Origin of the sequence: Flavobacterium sp. 2 (assembly GCF_049949195.1) — a bacterium.
Lineage (GTDB): Bacteria > Bacteroidota > Bacteroidia > Flavobacteriales > Flavobacteriaceae > Flavobacterium.
The window spans coordinates 2,872,626-2,886,207 of the sequence record NZ_CP188206.1; the positions used below are offsets into that span (position 1 = coordinate 2,872,626).

Genomic DNA, 13,582 nt, shown 5'->3' on the forward strand with positions numbered 1-13,582 from the left:
CCCGAGCGATAGCGAACAGGCGAAGCAATTCACGAATTAGCAAAAATTAAATCTGCTCAATCTGCCAAATCTGCGAGCAAAAATTTCACGAAATTAAAATCGAAAATGTCAAAAGAAATATACATCACACAAACGAATTGTATCACGCCTTTAGGATTTGATGTTGAATCGAACATCGAAGCGATTTTGCGTAGTGATTCTGGTATTCAATTGCATGAAGATATTTCATTAATGCCAATGCCTTTTTATGCCGCAATTATTTCTGACGAAAAAATAAACAACGCTTTTGCAAAAATCAGCGCTGAAACTAAATATTCCCGTTTAGAGAAAATGATGATTTTGGCTTTAGAGCCGATTGTCAAAAATTCGGGAGTTGAATTGAATTCAAAAACCGCTTTTATACTTTCCACTACAAAAGGAAATGTGACGGCTTTAAAAAACAATTCGAAAGAAAATTTTAATAATGCCAATTTAGATGTTTTAGCTAAAAATGTTGCCAATTTCTTCAAGTTTACAACACAGCCAATTGTCGTTTCAAATGCCTGCGTTTCTGGAATTTTAGCCGTTTCTGTTGCTAAAAGAATGATTCAATCGGAACTTTATGATAATGTTTTTGTAGTCGCTGGCGATGAAGTTTCAGAATTTGTTTTGTCTGGATTTAATGCTTTTCAGGCGATGAGTGAATTACCTTGTAAACCTTATTCTAAAAACAGGACCGGAGTAAGTTTGGGCGAAGCAACCGCTGCAGTTTTAGTTTCGGCGGAAGCCAAAAATGCTAAAATAAAAGTAATTGGTGACAGCTCGATAAACGATGCGAATCATATTTCCGGGCCTTCAAGAACGGGCGAAGGTTTGTTCAGAAGTATTCAGAATGCTTTGAAAGAAGCCAAAATTGAAGCCAACAAATTAGATTATATTTCAGCCCACGGAACTGCAACTCCGTTCAACGACGAAATGGAGGCGATTGCGTTTAGCCGTTTAGATTTACAAAACGTTCCCATCAATAGTTTGAAAGGATTTTACGGTCATACGTTAGGCGCTTCAGGATTATTGGAAACAGTAATTGCAATTGAATCTGCTAATCGAAATTTGCTTTTTGAATCGAAAGGTTTTGATGAAATTGGTGTTAGTGAAAGTGTAAATGTTATTGAGAAAAATGAAGAAGCAACTATTGAGTATTTTTTGAAAACAGCTTCTGGATTTGGCGGTTGTAATACGGCGGTTGTTTTTGAGAAAATTAATAAGTAAATCTTAGAAATGAAGAAAATTATTATCGCTTTGTTTATCATTAATCTAAACATCATTCATTGTCAAAGTTTAGAGAATTTAAAAAAATCTGATACTGTTTACATTCTATTTGATCATGGAAAAAACCAAGAAAAATTCTTTGAAGGATCTTTGAATCCATTTTATACTTTTTTCTTTCACAATAGTATTTATAAACAATTCCGTTTCAAGCATCTTATTTCTGAAAATTATGAAAGCATAACAAAGCAAAATGTTTTTTTAAAGAAAGAAAAAAACAAAATTATTGATGGCAATTTTTTTTATGAGTATAATACAACAGAGCTATTAGATTTTTTTGAGAAAAAAAGAGTTTTATATATTATAGATACTGATGATTTTAAAAACAACGATATCATTTTGAAAAAAGTAATTTTTGAAAGTACTTTTGAAAGAGGACAATAATATCTATGAAAAATAAATGACTCAAAACAAAACCTACATACAATCCTACATCACAATTCAAAACAACGAAATTGTTTTGAACGGAACTTCTGTATTCAAAATTGATCCGACAGATTTTGCTGATTTCTCCAAACAGGCATTGCGTAATTTTGAAATCCAATATCCAAAGTTTTTCAAAATGGATACTTTGAGCAAATTGGCTTTTTTAGGATCAGAATTGCTTTTGAGTCCGATAATTTCTGCAGAAGAAGAAAATAATATCGCTTTGGTTTTGGCCAATAAATCGTCAAGTTTAGATACCGATGTAAAATATCAGGAATCGATTTCTGATAAAGAAAACTATTATCCGAGTCCGGCGGTTTTTGTTTATACGCTGCCAAATATTTGTTTGGGCGAAATAAGTATCCGTCATCAGTTAAAAAGTGAGAATTCTTTCTTTATATTTGATGCTTTCAACGCCGAATTTCTGTCTAATTATTCAGATATTCTCTTAAACACAAATAAAGCAGATTCCGTTTTGTGCGGTTGGGTCGAATATTTTGACGAAAATTATAAAGCTTTTCTTTGTGTTATCAGCAAAGAAGAAAACGAAAAATATACACACGAAAATATCAATACATTATACAATAAATAATCATGGAAGCATTAAAAGAAGAATTAAAAAATAAAATTATAACGACTTTAAACTTAGAAGATATCGCTGTTGAAGACATTGCTGATAACGATCCTTTGTTTGGAGACGGTTTAGGTTTAGACTCGATTGATGCACTTGAATTGATCGTGATTTTAGATAAAGATTACGGAATTAAATTGGTTGACCCGAAGGAAGGAAAATCAATTTTTCAGTCGATCGAAACAATGGCGGCGTATATTAACGCGAATAGAACTAAATAAAGACTTCTTAGACTTGCTTAGATTTTTAGACTTCTTAGACAAAAAGTTTAAAAATCTAAGAAGTCTAGAATCTAAAAATCTAAGAAGTCTAGATGAAAAAAGGTGTAGCAATAACGGGAATGGGAATTATCTCTTCGATTGGAAATTCAGTCGAAGAAAATTATATTTCCCTAATCGAAAATAAAATCGGTATTTCCAGAATTGAAAATATCCCGACGGTTCATGCTGATGTCATCAAAGTTGGTGAAATCAAAAAAACCAATGAAGAATTGATTTCGGAATTGCAACTTTCAGAAAATAATAATTTTTCTAGAACGGCTATGATTGGTGCTTTGGCAGCAAAACAAGCGGTTGAAAATGCTGGAATTACTTCCATAAACGAATTTAGAACCGGACTTATTTCGGCTACAAGCGTTGGTGGCATGGACATGACTGAAAAGCATTATTTCGATTATTTCGAAAAACCGGAATTGGTCAAATACATAACTTGTCACGACGGTGGCGATGTGGCTGAAAAAATTGCATCAGAACTTGGTTTAAAAGGAATGGTAACAACAATCAGTACGGCTTGTTCCTCGGCAGCAAACTCCATTATGTTAGGCGCACGTTTAATAAAATCTGGAAAACTGGATCGCGTAATTGTCGGGGGAACTGATGCTTTAGCAAAATTTACCATCAACGGATTCAAGACTTTAATGATTTTATCTGACGATTATAACAAACCTTTCGACAATAACAGAAAAGGATTAAATCTTGGCGAAGCTGCTGCTTTTTTGGTTTTAGAATCGGATGAAATTGTTGCGAAGCAAAACAAAAAAGTCCTGGCAAGAGTTTCTGGTTACGGAAATGCAAATGATGCTTTTCACCAAACTGCTTCTTCAGAAAATGGCGATGGCGCTTATTTGGCAATGAAAAAAGCTTTTGAAATTTCAGGAATAAAACCTTCTGAAATTGATTATATCAACGTTCACGGAACCGCAACGCCAAATAATGATTTGTCCGAAGGAAGAGCTTTACTCCGAATTTATGAAGATGAAAAAGTGCCGGATTTCAGTTCGACAAAACCTTTTACGGGTCACACTTTAGCGGCGGCGGCGGCGATTGAAGCTGTTTATTCCGTTTTGGCAATTCAAAATAGTGTGGTTTATCCAAATTTGAATTTTGAAAATCAAATGGAAGAATTTGAATTGAAACCTCAGACAACTTTAAAAATGAAAAATATCGAACACGTTTTATCCAATTCTTTTGGTTTTGGCGGAAATTGTTCAACCCTTATATTTTCTGCTAACAAATGAAAAAAACATATATAAATGGAGTAGGCTGTATTTCGACTCAAAAAACATTTGATACTGTTTTTTTAGAAGAAGCTGTAATCAACAATTCTGAAAATGTTTTGTCGATCGTTTCTCCGGTTTACAAAGATTATATTTCGCCTGCGATGAGCAGAAGAATGGCGAAAGGAGTGAAAAACGGAATCGTGGCTTCGACTTTGGCGATGAAAGATGCCAATGTTGAAAACGTTGATGCAATTATAACCGGAACGGGTTTGGGTTGTATCGAAGATTCTGAAAAATTCTTGAAAAACATTCTGGATAATAATGAAGAATTCTTAACTCCAACTTCATTTATTCAATCGACTCATAATACTGTTGGCGCACAAATCGCACTTTCTTTACAATGCAAAGGTTATAATTTTACGTATGTAAACGGAGCGGTTTCTTTTGAATCGGCACTTTTAGATGCTAAAATGCAGATTGAAGAAGACGAAGCCAATTCAATTTTGGTTGGTGGAGTTGATGAAAACGGAGATTATACTTTATCGCTTTTTAAATTGGCCGGAAGAATTAAAAAGGAAAATGATCTTCCTTCTGAAGTTTTAAATGCTAATTCCAGCGATGTTGTTTATGGCGAAGGCGCGAGTTTTTTTGTTTTGGAAAATGAAAGAAAAGAAAATACGTATGCAGAAATTCTTGATATTGAAATCGTAAATACTTTGGAAGAAAATGAAATTGAAAATACTATTATCACTTTCTTAAAACATAATAATTTACAAATTTCAGATCTTGATGCTGTGGTTTTAGGTTTTGACGGAAACTCAGATTCTGATTTTTATTATAAGAATCTTTCTAAAAATGCTTTCGCAGAAACGCCTCAATTATATTACAAACACTTAAGCGGAGAATATGACACTGCTTCTGCTTTTGCTTTGTGGATGACATCTAAAATTATAAAAACTCAGGAAATTCCTGAAATTATAAAAGTAAATTCCATTGAAAAACCAGCTTACAATACCATTTTATTGTACAATCAGGTTAATGGAAAAAATCATAGTTTTACGTTGCTTTCAAAATGATAACGCATAAAAACATATCTGTTTTTTTTATCTTTTTATTGCTCGTATTATTTCTTTTGAATCTTTATACAGCAATTAATTTTTGGTGGTTTGTTTTAATTGTTTTGATTTGGCTTGGAATAAATGCTTTTGGTTCTGCTCGAATTTCTTCTAATTATCATGTAAAAGCTTTCTGCGATAATCCTTCGGAAACAGAAAAAAAAATTGCCTTAACTTTTGATGACGGACCAAGTGAATTTACTTTGGAAGTTTTGGAACTTCTGAAAAAATACAATACCAAAGCGACTTTCTTCTGCATTGGAAAAAATATTGAAGCACATCCTGAAATTTTAAAACAAGTTATTGCTGAAGGTCATTTGGTCGGAAATCATTCGTATTCTCATTCTAAGTTTTTCGATTTTTATCATGAAGACAAAATAACAGATGAACTTCGCAAAACTGATAAATTGCTGGAAAAATTCACTTCCAAAAAAATCAACTTTTTTCGTCCGCCTTACGGAGTTACGACACCTTCAATTCGAAGAGCTTTAAAAGTTACCGGACACAAAGTTATTGGATGGAATATTCGTTCGCTTGACGGCGGAATAAAAAATCAGGATTTGATTTTAAGCCGAATTAAAAAACGAGTTTCTCCCGGCGGAATTGTACTTTTGCACGATACTGCGCCACACACTGTTTTGGTATTGGAACAGTTTTTGCAATTTTTACAGCAAAATAATTATGAAGTTGTTTCTGTGGAGGAATTACTGAATCTTAATGCTTATGAAATTGAACGCGGATAAAACGGATTCGCTAACGCGAAGACGCGAATTTAAACGGATTTTCTTAAATTAAAAATTTGTGCAATTCGTGGCAAAAAAACAAAGCACAATTTAAAAAAATATGAAAACTAAAATAGCGCTACTAATTCTATTTATTTCGGGTAATTTGTTCGCCCAAGAACAAAAAATGACCGATGCTGAAATTGCTTCTTTCAAACAAGATGTAAATGTGGTTTCGAAAAAAATCAAAACTTTGAGCACTGATTTTGTTCAGTACAAACATTTGGATTTTTTGTCAAAAGACATTGAAACTTCGGGAAAAATGGTTTTTAAAGAACCGGCTTTATTGTCTTGGCAATACAAAAAACCATACAACTACAGCATTGTTTTCAAAAACGGAAAAATCCTGATTAACGACGAAGGAAAGAAAAGCGCGGTTGATATTGGCAACAGTAAAATCTTTGCAAGAATCAATAAACTGATTATTGGAAGCGTCAGTGGAAATATGTTTGACGACAAAGAATTTACGATTTCGTATTTCAAATTGAAAGGTCAAAATCTGGCGAAATTTGTACCGAAAGATGCGACGCTGAAAAAATACATCAAACAAATCGAACTGACTTTCGACAAAGAAGAAGCAACAGTTGTTCAGGTAAAATTATTAGAATCATCTGAAGATTATACCCGAATTGTACTTAAAAATAAAGTAATCAATGCAAAAATCGACGATTCAATTTTTACTAATTAATTGTTTTCTGGCAATTGTTCTAGTTTCTTGTGGCTCGGTCACCAAAAATTACACGCCTAAAAAATTAGATAAAACGGCTATTGAAGTTCCGTATTTCGCCGACCCAAATGCTGATTATGTTTACAAAACAAACATCACGGTTTACGGTCATGAAATGTCTGGAATTTTCATTGCCAAGAAAATAAATGACACAACGCATCGAGTAGTTTTTACCACTGAATTTGGAAATAAATTACTAGATTTTGAAATTGCTGAAAAGACTTTTAAAGTCAATTCTATAGTTTCTGAATTGGATCGAAAAATCCTAATTAATACATTAACTGAAGATTTCAGAATTCTTCTTAAAAAAGATTTTCTGATTCAGGAACAGTTTGAAAATGTAGATTTTAACATTTATAAATCGGCAGACGATGGTCGTGACAATTATCTTTTCTTCTCAAAAAAAGACCAAAAATTAGAAAAAGTAGTACGTTCTTCTAAAACAAAAGATAAAATAACAATTACTTTTACTTTAGAAAACGATAATTTTGCTAAAAAAGTCGTCATTTTACATCAGAATATCAAGTTGAAAATTGAACTGAATTATTTTAAATCAGAGTAAAAATATAAACCAAACCAACTATGAAAAAATTAACCTTATTTGCATTTGTACTATTTATTGGCCTTGCTTCAATGCAAGCACAAGTATCAGTAAATCCAGGTATTAGAGGTGGTTTAAACCTTACAAGTTTAACCAATATTGATAACAACAGCATGAAAGCTGATTATTATATTGGAGGATTAGTTGCAATAAAATTCAATAAGTATTTTACACTTCAGCCTGAAATAACATATTCAAGACAAGGTGCTGAAGGAAGAGAATATTATAATGGATCAAATGCTTTTCAGAATGCAAAATATGAGTTGAATTATGTAACGCTTGGAGCTGTTGCAAAATTTAACTTTGGAGGAAAAGGTTTTCATGTATTGGCGGGGCCATCACTTGATTTGAAGACAAGTGATAATTTTGGGCGTTACGGATATGATCCAATTGGTACAGATTTTTCATTTGTTGGCGGTATTGGCTATACGTTACCAAACGGTTTAACTTTTGAAGCAAGATTTAAACAAGGTTTAATCGATATTTACGGTTATGACGGTATTGATTATGATGACTACTATTATGACCAAATTATTTTAAATCAGGTATTGCAGTTTGGTATTAGTTATACTTTTAAAGTAAAATAAAAAATGGTTTTAAAAGATTTTTACAAAATACTTTCGGAAGAAAAAATATCAGATTCTAAATATACGATTACGATTTTGGTCAATGAAAAACATGAAGTTTTCAAAGGTCATTTTCCTGGAAATCCGATTATGCCGGGTGTTTGCATGATACAAATTATTAAGGAATTGACTGAGAAAATTACTGCGGAAACTTTAATGATTCAAACACTTGCCAATGTAAAATTTATGGCACTTATTAATCCGGAAGTTAATCCCGAGTTACGTTTAGAGCTTGACATCACAACAACCGAAGATAATTTGGTTAAAGTAAAAAACACCACCTATTTTAATGACACAGTTGCCTTGAAATTAAGCAATGTGTACAAAAGAATGTAATTATGAAACTGCTATTGACATTGCTTTTATGGGTAAATTTTGTGGGCACTCCAGATTTGGCGTCCATCAGAAAAATGTACACAACTGTTACAAAATCGGAAAGTAATGCAAAAGAATTTTCTGAAAAACTAGCTGGTATTTCTGATGATGCAAATAAAACTTTAGTCGCTTATAAAGCCGCTTCAATTTTATTGGATTCTAATTTCAAGAAAAAATTAAAAGATAAAATAGACCGTTTTAAAGAAGGTGCAAAACTTCTTGAATCGACTATAAAAAGTGAACCAGACAATATCGAAATCAGAATGATTCGATTGAGCATTCAGGAAAATGTTCCAGGAATTACGGGGTATAAAAAGAATATAAAAGAAGACAAAAAATATCTTACAGAGCACTATGCTGATCAAAGCGGTGCTTTAAAAGAATATCTAAAAGACTTTATTTTACAATCAAAAAGTTTTTCTGAAAAGGAGAAACAATTTGTGAAGTAAGCGAAAGCATAATTTTCCATGGAACCTAATTTACATCAGCACGATTTATTAAATACCACTTCTTTCTGTGTTATTGTCCCGACGTACAATAATCAGAAAACGCTAAAAAAAGTGCTGGATTCTATTTTAGATTTCACTACAAATATTATTATTGTCAACGACGGTTCTACAGATTCTACTTCTGAGATTTTAAAAGAATATACTCAGCTTACGCAAATTCATCATCCTAAAAATATAGGAAAAGGTCGTGCGCTGAGAAATGGTTTTAGAAAAGCAATCGAACAAAATTTCGAATACGCGATTACTATCGATTCTGACGGACAGCATTTTGCTTCTGACATTCCTAGTTTCTTAGAAGAAATTCAAAAAGAACCAAATGCGCTTTTGATTGGAAGCCGAAATATGACGCAGGAAAATGTTCCGAAGAAAAGCAGTTTCGGGAACAAATTTTCAAATTTTTGGTTCAAGTTCGAAACCGGAATCAAACTTGATGATACACAATCTGGTTTCAGATTATATCCGCTGCAATTACTTCCGAAACAATTTTACACCAATAAATTTGAGTTTGAAATTGAAGTGATTGTGCGCGCGGCGTGGAAAGGAATTGTAGTAAAAAACATTCCGATTCAGGTTTTGTACGATCCCGCAGAACGCGTTTCACATTTTCGTCCTTTTAGGGATTTTACAAGAATCAGTATTTTAAATACGGTTTTGGTTACGAATGCTTTATTGTATATCAAACCAAGAGATTTTTTTAGAAGAGCAAAAAAAAAAGGTTTTAAAAAATTCTTTCTTGAAGATATTCTAGAAAGTAACGATTCTAATTTCAAAAAATCTGCCGCAATCGCGCTGGGCATTTTTATTGGATTTTCACCTTTTTGGGGATTTCAAACTATTTTACTTTTTACTTTTGCTGCTATTTTCAGGCTTAATAAAGTCATTGCTTATTTGACTTCAAATGTTAGTTTTCCTCCATTTATTCCCTTTATTATTTACGCTTCACTTCAGGTTGGAAGCATTTTTGTGTCGAGTGACGCCCCTTTAGTTTTAGACAGTTCGATTACGCTGGACGATATTCAAAAAAATGCTACACAATATATCGTAGGAAGTCTTATTTTAGCATCCGTTTCCGCGCTAACGGTTGGTTTTATAAGTTATTTGCTTTTAACTGCTTTTAGTTCTAAAAACAAACCGAATATTAAATAAAAGTTTTGCCACAGATTAAAAGGATTAAACAGATTTCTTAGCCACGATACGAGCGATAGCGAACTAGGAACGAATTAATTTAACTTAATTTGCGCGCACATGGCAAGGTTTAAAATCATTTTAATCCTTTTAATCTGTGGCTAAAAAAAAATAAAAAACAATGCATCAATATTTTTACGCCATTCATTTATTTGTAAATAAAAGAAAATCGCTTTCGGTTTTTTTGGCTTTGTTGATGCTTTTAGTTTTCGGTTTTTTCGCTTCTCAAATTAAATTTGAAGAAGATATTACCAAATTAATTCCCGCCAATGACAAAGCCGACGTCACAGCAAAAGTCTTAAAACAATTAAATTTTGCCGATAAAATAACCGTCATTTTCAAACTCGAAAAAAACGGTTCTGCAGAAGATTTAAAAGAAATGGCGAGCATTTTTTCAGACAGTGTTTCAAAATCCTGCAAACCTTATGTTACCGGAATCCAAGGAAAAATCGACGAAGAAAATATTCAGGAAACCATCGATTTTGTTTACAATAATCTGCCTCTTTTTCTTGAAAACAAAGATTATGAAGACATTCAAAACAAACTGAAAAAAGACAGTATTGTAGCAACGGTTGAAGGAAATTATAAATTGATTATCTCGCCTTCGGGATTTATCACTAGAGATTTTATCCAACGAGATCCGCTTGGGATTTCGTTTATCGCCTTAAAAAAATTACAGCAATTAAATATTGGTGACGATTTTATGCTCGACAATGGTTTTGTAATGACGAAAGACAAAAAGAAACTTTTGCTTTTTATAACTTCAAATCTTCCGTCAAGCGAAACCGAAAAAAATACAGTTTTTGCTGCAAAGCTAAAATCAATTCAGGAAAATTTAAATCAGAAATACAAAGGCAAAACTTCGATCAGTTATTTTGGTTCGGCTTTAATTGCGGTTGCTAATGCCAATCAAATTAAAAGTGATATTGTCCTGACGACATCAATTGCGATGTTTACGCTAATGCTGATTCTGATTTTATTCTACCGAAAAATATTGATTCCGTTAATTATTTTTCTTCCAACGGTTTTTGGAGCTTTATTCGCCGTTGCGTTTTTATATTTTGTAAAAGAACAGATTTCAGCAATTTCTCTCGGAATCGGATCTATTTTACTCGGAATCACGATTGATTATTCGATTCATATTCTCACACATTACAAACACAATAGCGATGTAAAAACGTTGTACAAAGACATTACGATGCCCGTAATCATGAGCAGTTCAACAACGGCTGTTGCTTTTTTATGTCTGCTTTTTGTAAAATCTGATGCCTTAAATGATCTCGGAATTTTCGCTGCAGTTATTGTGATGGCGTCTGCATTTTTCTCGCTTTTGATTGTGCCGCATTTGTATAAACCAAAAGAAAATCCGGCGGAACACAAGAAAAATGTCATTGATAAAATGGCGCATTTCTCCTTTCACAACAATAAATTCCTGATTGGATTTTGCGTTTTAATTACGATTATCTGTTGCTTTACTTATAATAATGTTGGTTTCAATAATGATTTATCGCAATTAAATTTTGTTCCGAAGGAAATCAAAGCAGCCGAAAAACAACTCGAAGAAAGCACGAGCTTAACGTCAAAAACCATTTATGTGGCTTCGTACGGAAAAAGCATGGACGAAGTTTTGCAAACCAACAGCAAACTTTTTACTGATTTATCCAAAGAAAAAACACAAAACAAAATATTAAATTTCAGTTCTGTTGGAGGAATAATGCTTTCACAAAAAGAGCAAATTGAAAAAATTGAAAAATGGAATTCGTTTTGGGACGCCAATAAAAAGCAAGTTTTACAATCGCAATTAATTGCCGAAGGTTCAAAACTCGGCTTTAAGCCAACTACTTATTCCGCTTTTTTTGATCATTTGAATTTTGATTTCAAACCAATTTCTTCCAATGATTATTTGAAAATTCAGGCGCTTCAATTAAAAGAATTTGTAACCGAAAAAAATGGTTTTTATACGATTTCGACTTTAGTAAAAGTTTCGCCAGAACAACGCGATGCATTTGTAAAATCGGCTTCAGCCAAAAATAATTTAATTGCCATCGACCGCCAGCAAATGAACGAAACGTTTTTCAGTACTTTGAAAACCGATTTTAATTCGCTTGTCAATTATTCATTTGTGGCTGTGATTTTAATTCTGTTTTTCTTTTTCCGAAGAATCGAATTGGTCATTGTAAGCTGTATTCCAATTGCATTGACCGGAATTGTAACAGCTGGAATTATGGGCATTTTTGGCATTCAAATGAATATTTTCAGCATGATTGTCTGCACCTTGATTTTTGGTCATGGTGTCGATTTTAGTATTTTCATGACAAGCGCGCTTCAAAAAGAATATACAACCGGAAAGAACGAAATAGCGATTTACAGAACCTCTATAATTCTGGCGGTCATCACAACCATTTTAGGAATTGGCGCTATGATTTTTGCCAAACATCCGGCACTGACTTCGATTTCATCGGTTTCTTTGATTGGGGTTTTTTCAGCGCTGATTATCACGTTTATCTTCTACCCGATTCTTTTCAAACTTTTTATATCCAATCGTTCAAAAAATGGAAATCCACCATTTCATTTACGAACTTTTATCCACGGAATTCTTTCGTTTAGCTATTATGGTTTGGGTGGAATTGTAATGTCGATTTTCAGTTTTACGCTGATGCCAATTTTGCCATTGAGTGCAAAAACGAAAATGAAAGCTTTTCGATATGTGGTTTCAAAATTCATGAAATCGGTATTATATTCGAATCCGTTTATTCAAAAAAGAGTCGTTAATAACTTCAATGAAAATTTCGAAAAACCGGCCATAATAATTGCCAATCATTCTTCATTTTTAGATATTTTATCTGTCGGAATGCTGAGCCCAAAAATTATTTTTCTGGTAAGCGACTGGGTTTACAACTCGCCTATTTTTGGTGGCGTTGTTAGAAAAGCCGGATTTTATCCTGTTTCAGAAGGCTTGGATAGCGGTGTTGAACATTTGCGCAAAAAAGTTGAAGAAGGTTATTCTTTGATGGTTTTTCCGGAAGGAACACGCTCGGAAAGTAATGTTGTAAAACGATTCCATAAAGGTGCATTTTTTCTTGCTGAACAATTTAATCTTGATATTATTCCAGTAGTTATTCATGGCGCTTCTGAATTAATTCCGAAAGGCGATTTTGTTATTCATAACGGAAAATTAACGGTTACGATTTTAGAACGAATCAAACCTGAAAATCTTTCATTCGGAAAAAATTATGCCGAAAGAACGAAACAAATAAGTACTTTCTTTAAAGCTGAATATCGCAAAATTCGTCAGGAATTAGAAGGCGCAGATTATTTTAAATCCATGCTGCTTCACAGTTATGATTATAAAGAAATTGAAGTTGTAAACAGTGTAAAAAAAGATCTGAAAAACCATCTCGAAACTTATTTTCTTCTTGGAAAACAGTTATCGGCGAAAGCCAAAATATTTCATTTGGCCAATGATTACGGACAATTAGACGTTTTATTAGCATTGCAGGAACCGCAGCGAAAAATTCATTCCTACATTGCTGATGAAGAAAAACGTGATATTGCCAAAATCAATTATATCGTTAATAAGAGAAAAATATCGTATCTCGAAAATTTAGAAATTCTGCCTGAAAATAATTATGATACGCTTTTAATTTCGGGTGAAAATGCAGAAAATGAAATTCAGAAATTAATAGTTCTCACTTCGTGCGTAATTTTGATAGACTCTCCGAATTTAAAAAACACTATCCTTAAATTTGGTTTTGATTGTGTTTTAGAAGAAAACGAACTTATTATTTTTAAGAAAAAATAA

General features: G+C 32.8%; 14 protein-coding genes. All 14 read left to right on the forward strand.

The annotated features are described in order from the left end of the window. The first annotated feature begins 105 nt into the window (after window positions 1-105). The 14 genes from ACNFIH_RS12330 (at window position 106) to ACNFIH_RS12395 (ending at window position 13,582) form a co-directional block, all read left to right on the forward strand. Window positions 106-1,248 (forward strand): beta-ketoacyl synthase N-terminal-like domain-containing protein, encoded by a 1,143-nt coding sequence (locus tag ACNFIH_RS12330; protein ID WP_426483382.1) that lies wholly within the window; start codon window positions 106-108, stop codon window positions 1,246-1,248. Between the two features lie 9 nt (window positions 1,249-1,257). After that, window positions 1,258-1,689 carry a hypothetical protein gene (locus tag ACNFIH_RS12335; RefSeq protein ID WP_426483383.1) on the forward strand — a complete coding sequence of 144 codons (432 nt, stop codon included), beginning with the start codon at window positions 1,258-1,260 and terminating at the stop codon, window positions 1,687-1,689. A 16-nt stretch (window positions 1,690-1,705) separates the two neighbouring features. After that, window positions 1,706-2,323 (forward strand): 3-oxoacyl-ACP synthase, encoded by a 618-nt coding sequence (locus tag ACNFIH_RS12340; protein WP_426483384.1) that lies wholly within the window; start codon window positions 1,706-1,708, stop codon window positions 2,321-2,323. Between the two features lie 2 nt (window positions 2,324-2,325). After that, window positions 2,326-2,583 (forward strand): phosphopantetheine-binding protein, encoded by a 258-nt coding sequence (locus tag ACNFIH_RS12345; RefSeq protein WP_426483385.1) that lies wholly within the window; start codon window positions 2,326-2,328, stop codon window positions 2,581-2,583. A 92-nt stretch (window positions 2,584-2,675) separates the two neighbouring features. Beyond that, entirely contained in the window at window positions 2,676-3,878 is a 1,203-nt protein-coding gene (locus tag ACNFIH_RS12350; RefSeq protein ID WP_426483386.1) for a beta-ketoacyl-[acyl-carrier-protein] synthase family protein, read from the forward strand. Beyond that, window positions 3,875-4,936 (forward strand): beta-ketoacyl synthase N-terminal-like domain-containing protein, encoded by a 1,062-nt coding sequence (locus ACNFIH_RS12355; RefSeq protein WP_426483387.1) that lies wholly within the window; start codon window positions 3,875-3,877, stop codon window positions 4,934-4,936. Before ACNFIH_RS12350 ends, ACNFIH_RS12355 begins: the two co-directional genes overlap by 4 nt. After that, window positions 4,933-5,718: a polysaccharide deacetylase family protein gene (locus ACNFIH_RS12360; RefSeq protein ID WP_426483388.1), complete on the forward strand. Its 786-nt coding sequence runs from the start codon at window positions 4,933-4,935 to the stop codon at window positions 5,716-5,718. The genes ACNFIH_RS12355 and ACNFIH_RS12360 overlap by 4 nt, the downstream gene beginning before the upstream one ends. A gap of 100 nt (window positions 5,719-5,818) precedes the next feature. After that, window positions 5,819-6,445 (forward strand): outer membrane lipoprotein carrier protein LolA, encoded by a 627-nt coding sequence (locus tag ACNFIH_RS12365; RefSeq protein ID WP_426483389.1) that lies wholly within the window; start codon window positions 5,819-5,821, stop codon window positions 6,443-6,445. Continuing rightward, window positions 6,411-7,046, forward strand: a complete 636-nt coding sequence (locus tag ACNFIH_RS12370) for a hypothetical protein (protein ID WP_426483390.1) — start codon at window positions 6,411-6,413, stop codon at window positions 7,044-7,046. Before ACNFIH_RS12365 ends, ACNFIH_RS12370 begins: the two co-directional genes overlap by 35 nt. 20 nt (window positions 7,047-7,066) lie before the next feature. Beyond that, window positions 7,067-7,672 (forward strand): porin family protein, encoded by a 606-nt coding sequence (locus tag ACNFIH_RS12375; RefSeq protein WP_426483391.1) that lies wholly within the window; start codon window positions 7,067-7,069, stop codon window positions 7,670-7,672. 3 nt (window positions 7,673-7,675) lie between these two features. Continuing rightward, window positions 7,676-8,047, forward strand: a complete 372-nt coding sequence (locus ACNFIH_RS12380; protein WP_426483392.1) for a 3-hydroxyacyl-ACP dehydratase — start codon at window positions 7,676-7,678, stop codon at window positions 8,045-8,047. Window positions 8,048-8,049: 2 nt separating this feature from the next. Continuing rightward, on the forward strand, window positions 8,050-8,535 hold the full coding sequence (locus ACNFIH_RS12385) for a hypothetical protein (RefSeq protein ID WP_426483393.1): 486 nt from the start codon (window positions 8,050-8,052) through the stop codon (window positions 8,533-8,535). 18 nt (window positions 8,536-8,553) lie between these two features. Next, complete coding sequence (locus tag ACNFIH_RS12390; RefSeq protein ID WP_426483394.1) at window positions 8,554-9,741, forward strand: DUF2062 domain-containing protein; 1,188 nt, start codon at window positions 8,554-8,556, stop codon at window positions 9,739-9,741. Window positions 9,742-9,901: 160 nt separating this feature from the next. Continuing rightward, the gene (locus ACNFIH_RS12395; protein ID WP_426483395.1) at window positions 9,902-13,582 is read left to right on the forward strand and encodes a 1-acyl-sn-glycerol-3-phosphate acyltransferase; all 3,681 of its coding nucleotides are present in this window, start codon (window positions 9,902-9,904) and stop codon (window positions 13,580-13,582) included.